Annotated in this window: 17 protein-coding genes and 1 pseudogene; 7 read left to right on the top strand and 11 right to left on the bottom strand. The window is 63.8% G+C overall.

Features of this window, described 5'->3' with window-relative positions; translation table 11 throughout:
• A pseudogene (locus NCT32_RS02640) lies at window positions 1–201 on the top strand (hypothetical protein); the annotation flags it as partial.
• The gene (locus NCT32_RS02635; protein WP_061117668.1) at window positions 185–1,132 is read left to right on the top strand and encodes a sugar-binding transcriptional regulator; all 948 of its coding nucleotides are present in this window, start codon (window positions 185–187) and stop codon (window positions 1,130–1,132) included. The pseudogene NCT32_RS02640 and the gene NCT32_RS02635, both read left to right, overlap by 17 nt.
• Before the next feature lie 3 nt (window positions 1,133–1,135).
• On the opposite strand, the gene NCT32_RS02630 is transcribed toward NCT32_RS02635, so the two are convergent.
• The 7 genes from NCT32_RS02630 to NCT32_RS02600 all read right to left on the bottom strand — a co-directional run bounded on the left by NCT32_RS02630 (window position 1,136) and on the right by NCT32_RS02600 (window position 8,292).
• Window positions 1,136–1,999: an MOSC domain-containing protein gene (locus NCT32_RS02630; protein WP_061117669.1), complete on the bottom strand. Its 864-nt coding sequence runs from the start codon at window positions 1,997–1,999 to the stop codon at window positions 1,136–1,138.
• Window positions 2,000–2,134: 135 nt separating this feature from the next.
• On the bottom strand, window positions 2,135–3,271 hold the full coding sequence (locus tag NCT32_RS02625; RefSeq protein ID WP_061117670.1) for an ABC transporter ATP-binding protein: 1,137 nt from the start codon (window positions 3,269–3,271) through the stop codon (window positions 2,135–2,137).
• Between the two features lie 46 nt (window positions 3,272–3,317).
• Complete coding sequence (locus tag NCT32_RS02620; RefSeq protein WP_061117671.1) at window positions 3,318–4,031, bottom strand: HAD family phosphatase; 714 nt, start codon at window positions 4,029–4,031, stop codon at window positions 3,318–3,320.
• Window positions 4,032–4,041: 10 nt separating this feature from the next.
• The gene (locus tag NCT32_RS02615; RefSeq protein ID WP_061117672.1) at window positions 4,042–4,893 is read right to left on the bottom strand and encodes a carbohydrate ABC transporter permease; all 852 of its coding nucleotides are present in this window, start codon (window positions 4,891–4,893) and stop codon (window positions 4,042–4,044) included.
• Complete coding sequence (locus NCT32_RS02610; protein WP_061117673.1) at window positions 4,890–5,828, bottom strand: carbohydrate ABC transporter permease; 939 nt, start codon at window positions 5,826–5,828, stop codon at window positions 4,890–4,892. The genes NCT32_RS02615 and NCT32_RS02610 overlap by 4 nt, the downstream gene beginning before the upstream one ends.
• Window positions 5,829–5,895: 67 nt before the next feature.
• The gene (locus NCT32_RS02605; RefSeq protein WP_250489874.1) at window positions 5,896–7,263 is read right to left on the bottom strand and encodes a sugar ABC transporter substrate-binding protein; all 1,368 of its coding nucleotides are present in this window, start codon (window positions 7,261–7,263) and stop codon (window positions 5,896–5,898) included.
• 255 nt (window positions 7,264–7,518) lie between these two features.
• Window positions 7,519–8,292, bottom strand: coding sequence for an L-iditol 2-dehydrogenase (locus tag NCT32_RS02600; protein WP_061117675.1), 774 nt, complete (start codon window positions 8,290–8,292; stop codon window positions 7,519–7,521).
• Window positions 8,293–8,644: 352 nt separating this feature from the next.
• Between NCT32_RS02600 and NCT32_RS02595 the strand changes: the two genes are divergently transcribed.
• From NCT32_RS02595 to NCT32_RS02580, 4 genes are read left to right on the top strand one after another with little or no spacing between them, the layout of a single operon-like run.
• On the top strand, window positions 8,645–9,103 hold the full coding sequence (locus NCT32_RS02595) for a Fur family transcriptional regulator (protein ID WP_061117676.1): 459 nt from the start codon (window positions 8,645–8,647) through the stop codon (window positions 9,101–9,103).
• Window positions 9,104–9,143: 40 nt separating this feature from the next.
• Window positions 9,144–10,025 carry a metal ABC transporter solute-binding protein gene (locus NCT32_RS02590; RefSeq protein WP_061117677.1) on the top strand — a complete coding sequence of 294 codons (882 nt, stop codon included), beginning with the start codon at window positions 9,144–9,146 and terminating at the stop codon, window positions 10,023–10,025.
• On the top strand, window positions 10,022–10,909 hold the full coding sequence (locus NCT32_RS02585) for a metal ABC transporter ATP-binding protein (RefSeq protein WP_250489873.1): 888 nt from the start codon (window positions 10,022–10,024) through the stop codon (window positions 10,907–10,909). Before NCT32_RS02590 ends, NCT32_RS02585 begins: the two co-directional genes overlap by 4 nt.
• Window positions 10,910–10,919: 10 nt before the next feature.
• Window positions 10,920–11,708, top strand: a complete 789-nt coding sequence (locus NCT32_RS02580; protein WP_250476359.1) for a metal ABC transporter permease — start codon at window positions 10,920–10,922, stop codon at window positions 11,706–11,708.
• 126 nt (window positions 11,709–11,834) lie between these two features.
• Here NCT32_RS02580 and fghA read toward each other — a convergent pair whose 3' ends face one another.
• The 4 genes from fghA to NCT32_RS02560 all read right to left on the bottom strand — a co-directional run bounded on the left by fghA (window position 11,835) and on the right by NCT32_RS02560 (window position 16,623).
• Window positions 11,835–12,683: an S-formylglutathione hydrolase gene (gene fghA, locus NCT32_RS02575; RefSeq protein WP_061117679.1), complete on the bottom strand. Its 849-nt coding sequence runs from the start codon at window positions 12,681–12,683 to the stop codon at window positions 11,835–11,837.
• A 14-nt stretch (window positions 12,684–12,697) separates the two neighbouring features.
• Window positions 12,698–13,804, bottom strand: coding sequence for an S-(hydroxymethyl)glutathione dehydrogenase/class III alcohol dehydrogenase (locus NCT32_RS02570; RefSeq protein ID WP_061117680.1), 1,107 nt, complete (start codon window positions 13,802–13,804; stop codon window positions 12,698–12,700).
• Window positions 13,805–13,842: 38 nt separating this feature from the next.
• A complete protein-coding gene (locus tag NCT32_RS02565) occupies window positions 13,843–15,057 on the bottom strand; it encodes an AGE family epimerase/isomerase (protein ID WP_061117681.1) in 1,215 nt (404 codons plus the stop codon).
• Between the two features lie 108 nt (window positions 15,058–15,165).
• Window positions 15,166–16,623: a xylulokinase gene (locus tag NCT32_RS02560; protein ID WP_061117682.1), complete on the bottom strand. Its 1,458-nt coding sequence runs from the start codon at window positions 16,621–16,623 to the stop codon at window positions 15,166–15,168.
• Between the two features lie 333 nt (window positions 16,624–16,956).
• Between NCT32_RS02560 and NCT32_RS02555 the strand changes: the two genes are divergently transcribed.
• Entirely contained in the window at window positions 16,957–18,348 is a 1,392-nt protein-coding gene (locus NCT32_RS02555) for a nucleobase:cation symporter-2 family protein (RefSeq protein WP_061117683.1), read from the top strand.
• The last annotated feature ends 216 nt before the right edge of the window (window positions 18,349–18,564 follow it).

Below are 18,564 nucleotides of genomic sequence, written 5' to 3'. Positions count from 1 at the left end.
TGTGACCGCGGGCGTCTCGAGCTGCTTTCTTTGGTTACTTTCTTTGCAGCAGCAAAGAAAGTGACTGCCGCCCCGCATAGGGGCAGCGCTAATAAACCAACACGAATACGGGATCCGGCAACACCCCAAAAAAACCCCAAAAACACCCCTAAAAAAAGCAACAAAGCAAAAAACGAAACCACCAGTGCCCAAGTCCACTGAAAAACTCGACCTCGCGACGCGCGCAGCGTGGCTCTATTACGTCGCCGGCAACACCCAGAACGAGATCGCCGAAAAGCTCCAGATCTCGCGACCGGTGGCGCAGCGACTCGTCGCCTTCGCCGTCGAAAAGAACCTGATCCGCGTGCGCGTCGATCATCGCATCGCCGATTGCCTGTCGCTCGCGAAGGCGCTCAGCGACCGCTACGGTCTCGCGATGTGCGAAGTCGTGCCCATCGACGGCGACGCGCCCGAGCAAGTCGACCGCAAGCTCGCCGTCGCGGGCGCGCAGGTGATGGAGCGCTATCTGCTCGAAGAGAAACCGCTCGTCGTGTCGATCGGCAGCGGGCGCACGCTGAAGGCCTGCGTCGCTCAGATCGGGCAGATCGACCGGCCGCAGCATCGCTTCGTTTCGATGGTCGGCGCAATAGCACAGGACGGTTCATCGAATCGTTATGACGTCGCGCAGCAGCTATCGGAGAAGACCGGCGGCAAGCACTTCATGTTGCCCGCGCCGCTCATGGCCGACAGCGAAGCCGAGCGCGCGCAGTGGGTGAGTCACCGGCTGTATCGCATCGTCAGCGAACTCGCGAAGCAGGCGGACGTGGCGTTCGTCGGCATCGGCAACGTGGGCGTGAATTGTCCGCTGCACCAGGACGGTTTCATCACGCGCGCGGAAGTCGACGAGATGATGTCGGCGGGCGCCGTGGCCGAATGGCTCGGCCTGCCGATCGATGCAAACGGCAAGCGCGTGACCTCGAAAACCGGGGCGCGCGTGACGAGCCTCAAGCTCGATGCACCGCCCAAACGCCCGACGATCGGTTTCGCGGGCGGCGAGCGCAAGCGCGAGGCGCTCATCGCCGCGTTGAAAGGGAAATGGCTGTCGGGGCTTGTCACGGACGAGTTGTGCGCGAAAGCCGCGCTCGACGCGTGAGCGTCAGAAGTCGATTTCCGCTTCCACGTCCTGCCCGACTTCCAGCGCGACGCCCTCGCCTTCCAGGATGATCGCGTTCTTGCCGAAGGTGAGCGCGCCGTCGAACTGATCGCTGCCGCGATACGCGCTCATCGTGTCGAGCGGCTCGTGCGGCCACGATGGATCGTGCGCGCCCGTGCCCTGATCGATCGATGGAATCGGACAGCGCGTGCAGAGCTTCACGAGCCGTAGCCGCACAGCGCGTCCCGGCACGCGAACGTGCATGTCGCCGATGAAATCCTCTTCGTACGCATCGAGCCCGCCGATCACGAGATTCGGGCGGAAGCGATTCGCCGCGATGCCCGGCGCGCCCTTGATGGACAGGCGTGCGTTGAGATCGTCGAGCGATGCCTGGCCGACGACGAGCAGCGGAAACTGATCCGCGAAGCGCGTGTGCGTGCTGTGCGGCGCGGTCCATTCGTCGCTGACGTCGCGACGCGAGGACGGCGCGAAACGCACGAGACGCGCGGACGTGTCCATGAATTCGCTGAACCATCGCGCAGCGTCCTCGCCGGTGTCGAGCGCATCGACGGTATCGCGCCAGACGGTCGCGCGTATCGCCCGCGCATCGGTGAGCGCTTCGGCGCAGAGCGGCGTGCGAAGCGTCGGCATGCCGGGCGCGTCGATGACGAGATCGTCGCCATCGAATGCGGTCCTGATCAGCGCCATGCGCGGATGTGTGCGTTGCGTGAACATCGCGCCCGCCGGATCGGTCACCATCCAGTGACGGTCGTATTCGAGACCCGTGTCGAGGAGCGTCGCGCGGGGCAGCGAAATGCCGGCGCAGGACTTGACGGGATAGACGAAGAGTTCGTTCAGGACGGGCATGGCGATATCGTGTGGGACGGGCGCGGGCCAACGCGGGTGGCTGGTCGAAAACGAGATTATCGCGCGTATGCGGGTCGTGCAAAAAACAACGGCGCCGCTCTGCCGAACGGCGCCGCTCATGCGATCAGCGGAATTTCAGGCCGCTGTCGCGTGCTCCCGCAGCCACGAATCCACGACCCTGCGCGTGTACGCCTGCCCTTCCGCGTTGAACAGATGGCAATGATCCGGCGCCGTACCGAGCTTCAGCTTCTCGCCGCGCGCGTGCTTCTCGAGCGGCGGAATGCGCGAGATCAGCCCATCCGGCGCGACGTCCGTTTCGGCATAGAGATACGCGGCGTCGCCGAGCGTTTCGACCGTCATCGCCGAAGCGGAAACGCCGTAATCGCCGGAGTCGGGCGCGTTCGGCTGCAAGTGCTCGGGACGAATGCCGACGGTCACCGCATCGCCCGGCTTCGCATTGCCGGGCAGCACGCCGACGAGCTGCGTCTCGCCCGTCGCGTATTTCACGAGCACGCCGTCGTTCTGGATCTGCGCGACCGTGCCCGACAGGAAGTTCATCTTCGGCGAGCCGATGAAGCCCGCGACGAAGCGGTTCGCCGGCGCGTGATACAGCGTGTTCGGCGTGCCGACCTGCTCGATGTTCCCCGCCGACAGCACGACGATCTTGTCCGCGAGCGTCATCGCCTCGACCTGATCGTGCGTCACGTAGATCATCGTCGTCTTGAGGTCGTCGTGCAGGCGCGCGAATTCAAGGCGCATCTTCACGCGCAACGCGGCATCGAGGTTCGAGAGCGGCTCGTCGAACAGGAACACCTTCGGCTTGCGCGTGATCGCGCGCCCGATCGCCACGCGCTGACGCTGGCCGCCCGACAACTGCTTCGGCTTGCGATCGAGCAGATGGTCGATATGGAGAATCTTCGCGGCGTTCTTCACGGCGGCATCGATCGCGGGCTTCTTCTCGCCCGCGAGCTTGAGGCCGAACGCCATGTTGTCGTAAAGCGTCATGTGCGGATACAGCGCGTACGACTGGAACACCATGGCGATGCCGCGCTTCGCGGGCGCCAGTTCATTCACGCGCGCGTTGTCGATCATGAGGTCGCCGCCGCTGATGTCCTCCAGACCCGCGATCATGCGCATCAACGTCGACTTGCCGCAGCCCGACGGGCCGACGAACACGACGAACTCGCCGTCGTTGATATCGAGGTTGATGTTGCGCATCACCTCGGTTTCTTCATAACGCTTGCTGATATTGCGCAGTGTCAGGCTAGCCATGATGTGTGTCTCCAGTCTTCATTAGCGATGCGTCACGCGCTTTCCGCTATCTGATTTCGAACGTCGCGTTCTGCAGCCATTGCTCGACGAGCGCAGGCAATCGCGTCATGTCGTCGAATACCTTCTGCGCCCCCGCCCTTTCGAGCGCGCCGATCTGCCCTTCGGTCGCATGTCCGCCGCCGATGAAGCCGAGCACTGGCATGCCCGCCGCCTTCGCCGCCGTCACGCCGGTCACGCTGTCCTCGACGACGAGGCAGCGCAGCGGATCGATGCGCATCGCGCGCGCCGCCGCCAGATAGACGTCGGGCGCGGGCTTCGGATTCGCGACCATGTCCGCGCAAAAACGCCGCTCGCCGAAAAAGCGCAGCAGGCCCGTGCGTTTGAGCACGGCATCGACATAGGTCGAAAAGCTGTTGCTCGCGCACGCCTTCATGAATGGCACGGCCGCGAGCGCCTCGGCGATGCCGGGCACCGCCGGCGCCTCGATGGCCGCGACTTCGACGGCATGCCGGATCGCGACGACCTGATCGTGCGTCAGCGTGCGGTTCACCGTATCGGCGGCGCTCGCGAGCACCGCCTCGATGCGCAACCCGAGCAGCGGCATCACGACCGGCTCGACATCGACGCCCGGCCACAGCGCCTGCAACTCGGTGACGAGCATGCGCGCGGCCACCGCTTCGCTGTCGATCAGCACGCCGTCGCAATCGCAGATCAACAGGCGGTCTTCGAGATTGGCCTCGTGGGATGGAGTGAGGTTCACGCTCGCATCCTCACTTCACCGCGCCAAACGTGAGGCCGCGCACCAGCTGCTTCTGCGAGACCCAGCCGACGATCAGGATCGGCGCGACCGCGAGCAGCGAAGCCGCCGAGAGCTTCGCCCAGAAGAGGCCCTCCGGACTCGAGTACGACGCGATGAACACCGTCAGCGGCGCCGCGTTCGAGCTCGACAGGTTGATGCTCCAGAATGCCTCGTTCCACGACAGGATGATGAGCAGCAGACCCGTCGATGCGAGACCGGGCAGCGCCATCGGCATCAGCAGGTAGACGATTTCCTGCCACGTCGTCGCGCCGTCGATGCGGCCTGCTTCGAGAATGTCCTTCGGCACTTCGTTGAAGTACGTGTAGGCCATCCACACGGCGATCGGCAGGTTGATCAACGTGTACACGATGATGAGCCCGGACACGCTATCGAGCAGGCCCGTGTTCTTCCACAAGAGGTAGATCGGCACGAGCACGCCGACCGACGGCATCATCTTCGTGGACAACATCCACAGGAGGACCGACTGCGTTTTCCGGGTCGGGAAGAACGCCATCGCGTACGCGCACGGCACGGCGAGGATCAGGCAGAGCAACGTGACGCCCACCGAGATCAGCACCGAATTCCACGCGAAGCCGAAGTAGTTGCTGCGCGCAAACACTTCACGGAAGCTCTCCAGCGTCGGCGTGAAGAACAGCGACGACGAGTACGCCTGCTGCTCCGTCTTGAACGCGGTGATCGTCATCCAGAAGATCGGAAAGAACAGCAGGATGGACACGATCCACGCGACGATGCCGGGCACCACATTCTTGGCGTGACCGAGCGCGGTGGTCCGCGGCGCGCCCGTAACCGTTTGAGTGCTCATGACTCGTACTCCCCTTTGAGGTTCTTCGCGAGCATTCTCACGAGGAAGAACGCGACGATGTTGGCGAGAATGACCGCGAGAATGCCGCCCGCCGATGCGAGACCGACATCGAACTGCTGCAGGCCGAGTGCGTAGATCAGGTACGACAGGTTGGTCGTCGCGGTGCCGGGGCCGCCGCCCGTCGTCGTGTAGATTTCCGCGAAGATCGACAGCAGGAAGATGGTTTCCATCATCACGACCACGGCGACCGCGCGCTTCAGGTGCGGCAGCGTGATGAAGAAGAACATCGCGAACGGACCCGCGCCGTCGATGCGCGCCGCTTCCTTCTGTTCCTGATCGAGCGACTGGATCGCCGTGAAGAGAATCAGGAACGCGAAAGGCAGCCATTGCCACGCGACGATCACGATGACCGCGAACAGCGGATAGTCGGCGAACCAGTCGATCGGCTGCATGCCCATCGAGCGCATCAGGCTCGCGATGAGGCCGTACACCGGATGCAGAATCATGTTCTTCCAGATGAGCGCGGAGACCGTCGGCATCACGAAGAACGGCGCGATCACGAGCAGACGCGCGATGCCCTGTCCGAAGAACTTGCGATCGAACAGCACGGCGAGCAGCACGCCGCCCACGACCGTGATGACGAGCACCGAAATGATCAGCGTCAGCGTATGGCCGATGGATGGGCCGAACGCCGGATCGGTGACGAGGAACTCGAAATTGTCGAAGCCCGCGAAGCCTTTGACATCGGGGTTCAGCAGGTTGTAGCGCGAGAACGAAAACCAGATCGTCATCGCGAGCGGAATGGCCATCCACAGAAAGAGCAATCCGGTCGATGGCGCGATCAGCCATCGCACCGACTTTGCGCGCCGCTTGTCGCGCTCGGCGGCGGACTCCTCCAGATGATGATCGGTGATGGGGGGATTCAGTTGACTCATCGTGTCACCTCTCGATGATGATGCCGGCGGGCCGCATCAGGCGACGCGGCCCGTGTACCGCGGAAGATTACTTCTGATAGCCCGCCTGCTTCACGGCGCGATCCGCGGCGGCGTTCGCCGCCTTCAGCGCGTTGTCGACGCTCGTCTGACCCGCGACGACGCCCGCGATCGACTGGCCGACCACCGTGCCGAAGGACTGGAACTCCGGAATGCCGACGAACTGGATGCCGCTATACGGCACCTTGTGCAGCGTCGCGTCGTTCGGGTCCGCGGTTTCGATCGCCTTCAGCACGAAGTCGCCGAACGGCGCGGCCTGCTTGTACTCGGGGCGCGCGTAGGTCGACTTGCGCGTGCCCGGCGGTACCGACGCCCAGCCTTCGTCCTTGCCGACCATCTCGATGTATTCCTTCGACGTCGCCCATGCGGCGAATTTCTTCGCGGCGTCCTGCTGCTTCGACGTCTTCGGGATCGCGAGCGACCACGACCACAGCCAGTGCGAGCCCTTCGGCGTGACGGCAATCGGCGCCGCCGCGAAGCCGATCTTGTCCGACACCTGCGACTGCGACTTGTTGTAGAGCATGCCGGCGGCGACCGTCGCGTCGATCCACATCGCGCACTTGCCGGACGACATCAGCGTGAGGTTCTCGTTGAAGCCGTTCGAGCTCGCTCCCGGCGGGCCGTCGCTCTTCAGCAGATCAGCGTAGAAGCCGACTGCCTTCTTCCACTCGGGCGTGTCGAGCTGCGCCTGCCACTTCTCGTTGAACCATTCGCCGCCGAAGGTGTTCACGACCGTCGACACGAACGCCATGTTCTCGCCCCAGCCCGCCTTGCCGCGCAGGCAGATGCCGTACTGGCCCTTGGACTTGTCGGTGAGCTTGTCGGCGAACTGCTTGATCTGGTCATAGGTCGGCTGGTCGGGCATCTTGAGGCCGGCCGCCTGGAACAGATCCTTGCGGTAATACGTCATCGAGCTTTCGACGTAGAACGGCAGCGCATAAAGCACGCCGCCGGACGAGAGGCCGTCGCGCGCGGTTTTCACGACGTCGTCGAGATCGTAGTTGGCGGGCAGGCCGGTCATCGGCGAGAGCCAGCCGCGCTTGCCCCATTGCGGCGCCTCATACGTGCCGATGGTGATCACGTCGAACTGGCCGCTGTTGGTCGTGATGTCGGTCGTCGCGCGCTGACGCAGCACGTTCTCTTCGAGGATCACCCATTTCAGCTGGATGTCCGGATTGGCCTTCTCGAAGGCCGGGGCGAGCTTCTTCAACTCGATCATGTCCGGGTTGTTCAACGTCGCGATCGTGATGGTCGACGCGGCATGCGCCGACAGCGGCACGAGCGCGGCGGCGGCCAGCGCGGCCGACAGCGCCCCGGTCACGAACGGGGCGCGACGTGCGCGCGGTTGTGCTCGAACGATACGTTGGGTGCGTTTCATTGGGTTCGTCTCCTTTTTGTTTGCACGGACACGGCGGACAGTCTCATGCATGACCGCAAGCGCCGTGTATGCCGCTGCCTGCTTTTGAGGGTGCGCGATCGGGGATCGCGTGGTTGCCGGGTTGATCCTTTGCCGCGCCTGCCTCCGTCGTCGTAGAGGTTCGGTTTTCACGCGCACGCATTCGCCGCGACGCCGTTTCACTATAGACGGTGCCTGCCGCGCTGCAAGCCGCATGGCGTGCGGGCGTGGAGCGCGTCAACTCATCCAGTTGCCGCCGTCGACGTTGATTGTCTGAGCGGTGATGTAATCCGAATCCGATGACGCCAGAAAGAGCGCCGCCCCTGTGAGGTCCGCGGGCACGCCCATGCGCCCGAGCGGCACTTCCTCGCCGACGAGCCGCTTCTTCTCGCCAAGCGGCCGGTTCTCGTAGCGCGCGAAGAGCGCGTCGACTTCGTTCCACATCGGGGTATCGACGACGCCCGGCGCGATGCCGTTCACGTTGATGCGTTCCCTGGCGAGCGCGAGCGCCGCCGACTGCGTATAGCTGATCACCGCCGCCTTGGTCGCGCAGTAATGCGACACGAGCGCCTCGCCGCGCCGTCCGGCTTGCGATGACATATTGATGATCTTGCCGCCACGCCCCTGCTCGACCATGCACTTGGCGACCGCCTGCATCAGAAAGAACATGCCTTTGACGTTGACCGCGAACAGGCGGTCGTACACGTCCCAGGATTCATCGAGGATCGGGCGCATGTCGAAGAGCGCCGCGTTATTGAAGAGAATGTCGATGCCTCCAAAACGCTCGACCGTGCGCGCCACGATGCGCGCGATCTCTTCACGCTGCGTGACGTCGGCCTTGAGCGCGAGCATGCGCGCGCCGACGTCCGCGAAGCGCTGCGCCATGTCGTGTTCGTCTTTCACGTCGACGGCGACGACCTGCGCACCTTCCTCCAGATAGCGCCGCGCGACCGCTTCGCCGATGCCGCTCGCGGCACCCGTAATGACCGCGACCTTGTCTGTCAGTCTCACCGATGTCTCCGATTCCTTCGATCGCCGTTCGTGTGAGCGAACGCTCTGCGAATGAACAATTGCTCTTTGTTTGATCGAATGATCGGCGTTGCACGCGGTCGTGTCAAGGCGTCGGCACAGGTTTCGATGTTGCGTCGCGCAAACGTGGGAAAGGTCGGGAAAACCCGTGTAGCAACGGGTCGGAGAGCCAAGCGCGGTATCACGCGGGCGGCACTACAGACGGTTCAGCACAATTCTAGTTCTCGCATGTCAACGCGATACGTTATATCATTTCCAAATCGTCCGACGAGCGGCACGCCCGCTCACGGTTCAACCCCTTGCACGGGTCGCGTCCCGACGCGGCCGAGATGACATGACCGCATCCGTCGAAACCATGCTGGCCCGCGCCGAAGCGCTCAGCGTCGAGCGCGGCGTCGCGCTCACGCCGCTGCGCCGCCAGGTCTACGAACTCGTGCTGAAGGCGCACAAGCCGATCGGCGCCTACGACCTCATCGACGTGATGGAGCCGCAGCGCGGCGCGCGCGTGCCGCCGACCACCGTCTATCGCGCGCTGGAATTTCTCGTCGAGAACGGCTTCGTGCATCGCATCGAGTCGAAGAACGCGTTCATCGCGTGCTGCGACGCGGGCAAGCCGCACGAAAGCCAGTTCCTCATCTGCGACGAATGCGGCGCGACGCTCGAAATCCAGGGCCGCGAGCTCGCTTCGTCGCTGTCCGCGAGCCCGCCGGCGCACGGCTTTCAGGTGCATCACCAGGTCGTGGAATTGAGCGGGCTGTGCGCCGATTGCCAGCGCAAACATCGCGACGCCTGATTCGCTTCGCTCGAGAACGACTCATCCAGAAAGGAAATCGATGAAATTCGCGCACATCCTGACCTGCTTCGCCATCGCACTCGGCTTGTGCAATACGGCATCCGCGCAGACCGCGCGCGTGCCGGTCGTCGCGGCGGAGAACTTCTACGGCGACGTCATCCGGCAGCTCGGCGGCGATCACGTGCAGGTGACGAGCATCCTCAGCAATCCGGACGAAGACCCGCATCTCTTCGAAGCGAGCCCGAAAACCGCGCGCGCATTGCAGCACGCGGCCCTCGTCGTCTATAACGGCGCGGACTACGATCCGTGGATGGACAAGTTGCTCGCCGTATCGAAGAGCAACGACAAGCGCACGGTGATCGTCGTGGCGAAGCTCGTCGGCAGGAAGGCCGGTGACAATCCGCACCTCTGGTACGACCCGGCGACGATGCCCGCCGTCGCGAAGGCAGTGAGCGCATATCTCGTGAGCGCCGACCCGTCGCACAAAAGCGATTACGACGCGCGCCTCGCGGCCTTCCTCGGTTCGATGAAGCCGATCGACTCGACCGTCGCGCAGTTGAAGACGCACTACAAGGGCGTGCCCGTCACCGCGACCGAGCCGGTGTTCGGCTACATGGCCGATGCCATCGGCTTCGAGATGCGCAACCTGCGCTTTCAAATGGCATCGATGAACGAGACCGAGCCGAGCGCCGCCGATATCGCCGCGTTCGAAAAGGATCTGCGCGAGCGCCGGGTGCACGTGCTCATCTACAACAGCCAGGCCACGGGCGCGCTGACGAAGCGCATGCTCAACATCGCAAAGGATGCACATGTGCCGAGCATCAGCGTGACCGAAACCCTGCCCGCAAAAGAGACCTATCAGCAATGGATGCAGTCGCAACTCGACACGCTGTCGGGCGCGCTGCAAGGATGGCAGCGATGACCGCCGCCGCAACCACGCAAGCCGCGCTCGAAGTCGATCGCGTGACCCTCGCGCTCGGCGGGCGCGAGATTCTCAACGACGCGAGCTTCACGGTCCGCAACGGCGAGTTCATCGGCGTGCTCGGGCCGAACGGCGCAGGCAAGACCACGCTGATGCGCGCGCTGCTTGGCCTCGTGCCGCTAAAAAGCGGGTCGATCCGTGTGAACGGCGAAACGGTCGTGCGCGGCAATGCATCCATTGGTTACATGCCGCAGATTCGCACCGGACTCGCCAACCGGCGCGTGCTGGGCCGCGATTTCGTCGCGATGGCCGCCGACGGGCATCACTGGGGCCTGCCGCATCGCAACGCGCGCATTCGCGCCGATGTCGAGCGCGTGCTCGAACTCGTCGGCGCGCATCAACTGGCTTCGCGTCCGTTGTCGGAACTGTCGGGCGGCGAGCGCCAGCGTCTGCTGCTCGCGCAGTGTCTGCTCGGCAATCCGCGGCTCCTGCTGCTCGACGAGCCGCTCATCAATCTCGATCCGCGTCATCAGACGGGCGTCGTCGAACTCGTGCGGCGCGTTCAGCGCGAACTGAACATCACCGTGCTGTTCTCGGCGCACGAGCTCAATCCGCTGCTGAATTCACTCGACCGCGTGCTCTATCTCGGCAGCGGGCGCGCCGCGCTCGGCACCGTCGACGAAGTCATCTCGAGGCCCGTGTTGTCGCGCCTGTACGGTTCGCCCATCGACGTGATGCGCGTGAACGGCCGCATCTTCGTGATGTCGGGCGATGTCGAGATCGACAAGCTCGATCACGCTCATGAAGAAGGCGGGGAGCATGAGCATGAGCACGAACACGAGCATGACCATGCGCACGGTCACGGCCACAGCCACGCCAAATAGAAAAAGCACAATGTTCGAATACGACTTCATGGTGAATGCGTTCGCGGCGTCGGGGATGGTCGCGGTGCTGTCGGGAATCGTCGGGTACTTTCTCGTGTTGCGCGGGCAGACCTTCGCGGGTCACGCGCTGTCGCACGTCGGCTTCACCGGCGCGACGGGCGCGGTGCTGCTCGGCATGCCGCCGCTCTGGGGGATGGTGGGCTTCACGCTCGCGGCCGGCGTCGGCATGGGCGCGCTCGGCGAACGCCTCTCGGGCCGCGATGTGGCGATCGGCGTGATTCTTTCGCTATCGCTCGGCTTCGGCCTGTTGTTTCTGCACTTCTTCACCGCGTATGCGACGCAGGCCACGGCGCTGCTTTTCGGCAACGTGCTTGGCGTGAGCCATGAGACGCTCGTCGTGCTGGCGGGTCTCGCCATCGTGAGTCTGGGCGCGCTCGGCTTCATCATGCGGCCTTTGCTGTTTGCGTCCTTGCAGCCGGAGCTTGCGGAAGCCAAGGGTGTGTCGTTGCGGCTCGTTTCCGTGCTGTTTCTGGCGATCACCGCGCTCGCGGTTGCGGCGTGCACGCAGATCGTGGGCGTGCTGCTCGTGTTCGCGTTGATGGTCGGGCCGGCGGCCGCGGCGCAGAACGTGACGACGCGGTTATCGTCGGGGCTGGTGCTCGCGGCATTGTTTGCGCTCGGGCAGGCGTGGGTCGGGCTTACTCTCGCCTACTACACCGACTGGCCGACGAGCTTCTGGATCACGATGCTCGCCGCAATCGTGTATGGCGGCAGTCTGCTTGCGCGGCGCGGGAATTGAGGGTTTGGGTTTGGGTTTGGGTTTGCTTTTGGTTTTGTTTTCGCTGGATCCCGTTAGGGTATCGGTCTATTAGCACTGCCCCTGTGCTAATAAACCAACAAGAAAACGGGATCCGCCGAAAAAAAATCAACGACACAAAACCCGCGCATGATGCGCGACATGCCCCCCGACGAACGTCGAAATGAAGAAATACCCATGATCGTAGCCTTCATGACGCCGCACCGTCACCCGGTGCCCCGCTTCCTGTGCATTGCGCTCCAACACATCAGGATGTAACTGCTCGGCAAGAAACTGATCCGCCATTCCCTGATCGACAAGAATCCCGCCTTCGAACCGCGACGCCGCATCGCCCTTGATGAGTTCGCTCGCATCGTATTGCTTCCACGCTTCGCGATCATCGCCGAGATAGCCGGAAAACGCCTTCACGCCCCACGGGCACTGCGACGGCGCCGCGATCGGCGCGAACGCCGACACCGACCTGTATAGGTCAGGATTGCGCAACGCGAGCACGAGCGCCCCGTGACCGCCCATCGAATGCCCGAAGATGCCGATGCGATCCTCCCGCACCGGCAACGCCGAAAGCACCGTCTCACGCAATTCCTGCGTCACATACGAGTACATGCGATAACGCCGCGCCCACGGCTCGCGCGTCGCATCGACATAAAAGCCCGCGCCGACGCCGAAATCCCATGCGTCTTTCTCGCCGGGAATATCCGCGCCGCGCGGACTCGTATCCGGCGCGATCAGCGCAATGCCGTGTTCCGCCGCATAACGCTGCGCGCCCGCCTTGATCGGGAACGTCTCTTCGGTGCAAGTGAGGCCGGCGAGATAAAACAACGCGGGCACCTTGTGCGATGCGGCCTCTTTCGGCAGAAAGACGGAGAAACGCATCGGCAGGCCGATCGTCTGCGATTCGTGCCGATAGATGCGCTGCACGCCCTCGAAGCAACGATGTTCTTCCACGAGTTCCAGCATGGCGTTTTCCCCGCTCAGTAGATGACGACAGAACGAATCGACTCGCCCTTCTTCATCAGGTCGAAGCCATCGTTGATCTGCTCCAGCTTGAGATGATGCGTGATCAGATCGTCGATGTTGATCTTGCCTTCCATATACCAGTCGACGATCTTCGGCACGTCCGTGCGCCCGCGCGCGCCGCCGAACGCCGAGCCTTTCCATTCGCGGCCGGTGACGAGCTGGAACGGGCGCGTGCCGATCTCCTCGCCCGCCGCCGCCACGCCAATGATGAACGACTGTCCCCAGCCCTTGTGCGTGCATTCCAGCGCCTGACGCATCAGCTTCACATTGCCGACGCACTCGAACGAATAATCCGCGCCGCCATCGGTAAGCTGCACGATATGGTCGACGACGTTCTCGACTTCCTTCGGGTTGATGAAGTGGGTCATGCCGAACTTCTTCGCGAGTTCGACACGGCCCGGATTGATATCGACGCCGATGATCTTGTCCGCGCCGACCATCTTCGCGCCCTGAATCACGTTCAGGCCGATACCGCCGAGACCGAACACGACGACATTCGCGCCCGCCTCGACTTTCGCCGAATAGACGACCGCGCCGACGCCCGTCGTCACGCCGCAGCCGATGTAGCAGATCTTGTCGAACGGCGCGTCTTCGCGCACTTTCGCGACCGCGATCTCAGGCACGACGATGTAATTCGAGAACGTCGATGTGCCCATGTAATGGAACAAGGGCTTGCCATCGAGCGAGAAACGCGAAGTCGCATCCGGCATCAGCCCTTTGCCCTGCGTCGCGCGAATCGCCTGGCAGAGATTCGTCTTGCGCGACAGACAGAACTTGCACTGGCGACACTCCGGCGTATACAGCGGAATGACGTGATCGCCCTTTTTCAACGTGCCGACGCCCGGCCCGACATCCACGATCACACCCGCGCCCTCATGCCCGAGAATCGCCGGAAAGATGCCTTCCGGATCGGCGCCCGACAGCGTGTAGTAATCGGTGTGACAGATGCCCGTTGCCTTGACTTCGATCAGGACTTCACCCGCGCGCGGTCCTTCGAGATCGACTTCCTCGATCGTCAACGGCTTGCCGGCTTCCCATGCGATTGCTGCTTTCGTTTTCATCGTTCTGCTCCTTGGGTTTCGATAATCTGGATTTTGTCTCAGCGCACGACGTTCAGGACTTCGTAGCATGCACCCATCGTGTGATAGTCGACCTTTCCGGCCGGACTCTTCTCGTCGCTGTACTGGCGGTTGTCGCGCGTGAGAATGCGGTACCACGCGCCCCATTTGTGATCGACGAAATGCTCCCAGCTATAGGCCCACAGGCGGTCGTAATCGTTCAAGTAACGCGCGGCGAGCGCGGCGTCGCCGTCGCGTTGCGCGCGATCCGCCAGCAGCGCGGCCGCCGCGATCGATTCCGCCTGGACCCAGAAGTATTTGTCCTCGTCGTAGAACTTGCCGTCTGGATCGAAGCCGTACACCATCCCCCCGTGCTCGTGATCCCACGACAGTTCCAGCGCGCGGTCGAACAACTCTCGCGCACGCGTCACGTGCCACGCCTGCGGGCGATGACGCTCGAGGATCAGCAGCAGCTTCGCCCATTCGGTCTGATGCCCCGGCTGAAAACCCCACGGCCTGAAGATGTTGCTGCGGTCTCCCTTGTTGTAATTCCAGTCGATCGACCAGTCCGGCTTGTAGTGTTCCCAGACGAGGCCGCCCGCGAGCGCGGCCTGACGGTTCACCATGTTGTCGGCAAGCAGGGCCGCGCGGTCTAGATAGCGCGCTTCGCCCGTCGCTTCGAACGCGGCGAGCAGCGCCTCGCAGGCGTGCATGTTCGCGTTCTGGCCGCGATAGTCGGACACCTGCCAGTCGGCGGTCGCTTCGTCCTTGTAGAGGCCGTGCTCTGCATCCCAGAAGCGCGTTTCCATCAGGTTCCAGGTTTCGTCGAGCCATGCGCGCGCCTCGTCGAATCCCGCTTCGACCGCCTTCGCATACGCGAGCACGACGAACGCGAGGCCGTAGCAATGGTTGGTCGCATCGGTGACGTCGCGTCCGCTCAGCGTCCACGCATAGCCGCCCGTCTGCGGATTGCGATGAAACTCGCGCAGATATTCGATGCCATGCGCCACGCCGCCGCGATATTCATCGAGACCGAAGTGCTTGTACGCCATCGCATAGTTGAAGACGAAGCGCGTGCTCGACACGAGATGACGCGAGGCGCGGTCGTAGATCGTGCCGTCGTTCTTGTAGTAGTGAAAGAATCCGCCCGCAGGGTCCATGCAGTGCGGGTGATAGAAGGTCATCGTGCGCAACGCATGATCGAGCAGAAACGCGCGCGCGCGGAAATCGGGATGTGACGGCGAAGGTGCGGACATGGCTGAGTTCGATGTTGTCTTGACGAAGCGCGCTTCAGTTACCGCTCATATGAAGCGACGCTTCATGATCCCCGATGCGGATGGCATCGGGGTCGAAGCTACGAAAGTTTAAGCGGACTCGCGCCCGACCGTGAACCAGTCTTCGGCACGCTTGTACAGATCGATGAAACGCGCGAGCCGTGCGTCGAGCGAAGCGTTCGCCCGCGGCGTCGCGACGAGCGTCGCGGCGGGTGCGAGCGATGCGAGATCGTCGATGCGCCAATGGCCCGCCGCGATGCCGCCGAGGATCGCCGCGCCGCGCGTCGCCGCGTTCGGGCAATCGACTGCGTGCAGCTCGACGCGCAATGCGTCGGCAAGCAACTGCCGCCAGCGCGCATCGACGGAGCCGCCGCCCGCGAGCAGCATCGAATCGAGCGGTGCGCCGTTCGCCCCGGAGTGTCGCCGAACGGCGTCCAGCCCGGCACGCAAGGCGAATGCCACGCCTTCGAACGCGGCGTGCATCATGGTGCCGCGCGTGTCGTCGAGGCCGAGTCCGAGCCAGCCGCCGCGCGCGTCGGGGTTCATCCACGGGGAACGTTCGCCGCTCAGATACGGCAGAAAGCTCACGGATGCGCTGGCGTTCGCAGCGAACGCGTCGTCGTAGGCTTGCGGCCACGACGGATAGCCGAGCCAGCCGCGCACCGCTTCGAGCGCGACGCCGACGTTCTGCATCGCCGCCATGCGATACCACGCCCCGGTCGCCGCACGATACGTGTGCAGGCCATGCACGGGCGCGGGCGCGTCGGCGCACATCACGACGATCTGGCCGCCGGTGCCGGTGGTGAGAAGCGCGTCGCCGTCGGACGATAGCCCGCTGCCGAGCGCGGCGCACGGCGTATCGCCCGCGCCGACGGCCATCGGGATGCCCGCGCGCAAGCCGAGCGCGGCCGCCGCTTCGCCCGACAACACGCCGCCAATGTCATGCGATGCCGCCAGCGGCGCGAACCATGTGCGCGGCAAACCGAGCGCGTCGATGAGCGCATCGTCCCATTCGCCCGATGGCGCGGCGAGCGCGGTCGCGCAGGCATCGGACGCATCGGTGACGAAACTCGCAGGCGCGGCGCCGCCGAGCTTCACGCGCAGCCAGTCCTTCGGCTGCAACGCCCAGCGCGTGCCGCCCGCGATCTCCGGTTCGTGCGACACGAGCCAGCGCAGCAGCGGCCCCGCCATGCCGGGCGCGACCGGATTGGGCTGCGGTCCGCGCCATGCATCGAGCAGATCGCGGGCGCGCGTGTCGGGCCACAGCATCGCGGCGCGCAGCGCGTGGCCATCGGCGCCGGTCGGCACGACGCCGTGCATCTGCCCGGAAAAGCCGACTGCGCTCACCGCTTCGCGCTCGTCAGCGGGCAGGCGCGACGCGGCGCCGACGAGCGCGGAGTACCACGCATCGACCGTGGTCTCGGCCCAGCCGGGCTGCGCGCTGGTCACCGCATACGCCGCGCTCGACGATGCGGTTTCGCGCCCGTTTTCGTCGACGATGGCGAGTTTCAAGGAGCCCGTGCCGAGGTCGATGCCTAAAAAACGCATGGGATGTCGAGTCCGAAAAGACGTCAGGGAAAACGCGTAAAACGCGGGTAAACCCCACGATTACGCGATGAACACGAAAAACGGACTATACGCGCGGCGTGATGAACATCATAACGAGCAGTCGAGGAAAGCGACCTTTCGTCACGCGACGGATTTCCTGCGATGTGCGCCAAAGCCCCTGTGACAAGGGCTTGCGCCTCTTCGCGCCACCGGTGGCGCGCGAAACCCATATCGACGCGCGAACGCGATGTATAGCGCCGGGCGGTCTTGTTCATGCGTTGCGATGCACTTAACTTGGAGGCCATTCAAATGAAGGCGATATAGGAGAGAGACATGGCTTCAAGTTCGGTGAACCCGTCCGTGCATCCGTGCGACGAACGGCTGCCCGCCGGTCAGCTTCTGACGCTCGGCATACAGCACGTTCTCGTGATGTACGCGGGCGCGGTCGCGGTGCCCCTGATTCTCGGCGCGGCGATGGGACTGCCGAAAGACCAGGTCGCGTTTCTCATCAGCGCGGATTTGTTCTCGTGCGGCGTCGCCACGCTGATTCAGACGCTCGGGCTGTGGATCTTCGGCATTCGCCTGCCCGTCATCATGGGCTGCACGTTCGCGGCCGTCGGCCCGATGGTCGCGATCGGCACCAATCCCTCGCTCGGCATTCTCGACGTATTCGGCGCGACCATCGCGGCGGGCGTGATCGGCATATTCCTCGCGCCGATGATCGGCAAGCTGTTGCGGTTCTTCCCGCCGGTCGTGGTCGGCACCGTGATCGCGGTAATCGGTCTCTCGCTGATGGGCGTCGGCATCAACTGGGCGGCGGGCGGCGTCGGCAATCCCGAATACGGCAATCCGGTGTTTCTGCTGCTGTCGCTCGTCGTGCTTTCGCTGATCCTGCTCATCAACAAGTTCGCGCGCGGTTTCATCGCGAATATTTCGGTGCTGCTCGGGATCGTTGCGGGCTTCGTCATCGCCGCGATGCTCGGCCGCGTGAACATGGATGGCGTCGCGCACGCACCGTGGGTCGGCATCGTGCTGCCGTTCCACTTCGGCATGCCGCACTTCGATGCGCTCTCGGTCGCGACGATGGTCATCGTCATGTTCGTCACGTTCATCGAATCGACGGGCATGTTCCTCGCGGTCGGCGATCTCGTCGAGCGTCCGGTCGATCAGAAGGCGCTCGTGCGCGGCCTGCGTGTCGATGGGCTCGGCACGCTGATCGGCGGCATCTTCAATTCGTTTCCGCACACTTCGTTTTCGCAGAACGTCGGGCTGATCGGCGTGACGGGCGTGAAGAGCCGCTTCGTCTGCGCGACGGGCGGCGTGATTCTCGTCGTGCTCGGTCTGTTCCCGAAGATGGCGCAGGTGGTGGCGTCAGTGCCGCCGTTCGTGCTCGGCGGCGCGGGCATCGTCATGTTCGGCATGGTCGCGGCCAACGGCATCAAGACGCTCTCGCGCGTAGACTTCTCGAAGAACCAGCACAATCTGTTCATCGTCGCGGTGAGCGTCGGGATGGGCATGGTGCCGGTCGTCGCGCCGAAGTTCTTCACGCAACTGCCGCACGCGCTGGAGCCGATTCTCCACAGCGGCATCTTGCTGGCATCGGTGTCGGCGGTCGTGTTGAACATCGTGTTCAACGGCGTGCGCAAGGAACGCGATGCGCGGCGTGATGCGCGTGAAGCCGCGCATGAGTTCGAAGGCGCGGTGCATGCGGGGGATGCGCGTTGAAGATGGCGTAACCCTGGAAGTGATTGCTGGATGTTTGCGTTGGGCGCCGCGGTGAGAGTCGCGGCGTTTTTTTTTGTTTTTGTTGTTCGCCGGATCCCGTATTGGTGTTGGTTTATTAGCACTGCCCCTATGCGGGGCAGCAGTCACTTTCTTTGCTGCTGCAAAGAAAGTAACCAAAGAAAGCAGCTCCACACGCCCGCGGTCACACGCAGTTTG

The sequence above is a fragment of the Caballeronia sp. INML2 genome, from assembly GCF_023631365.1.
Classification (GTDB): domain Bacteria; phylum Pseudomonadota; class Gammaproteobacteria; order Burkholderiales; family Burkholderiaceae; genus Caballeronia; species Caballeronia turbans.
This window is presented reverse-complemented; position numbering and strand designations above follow the sequence as displayed.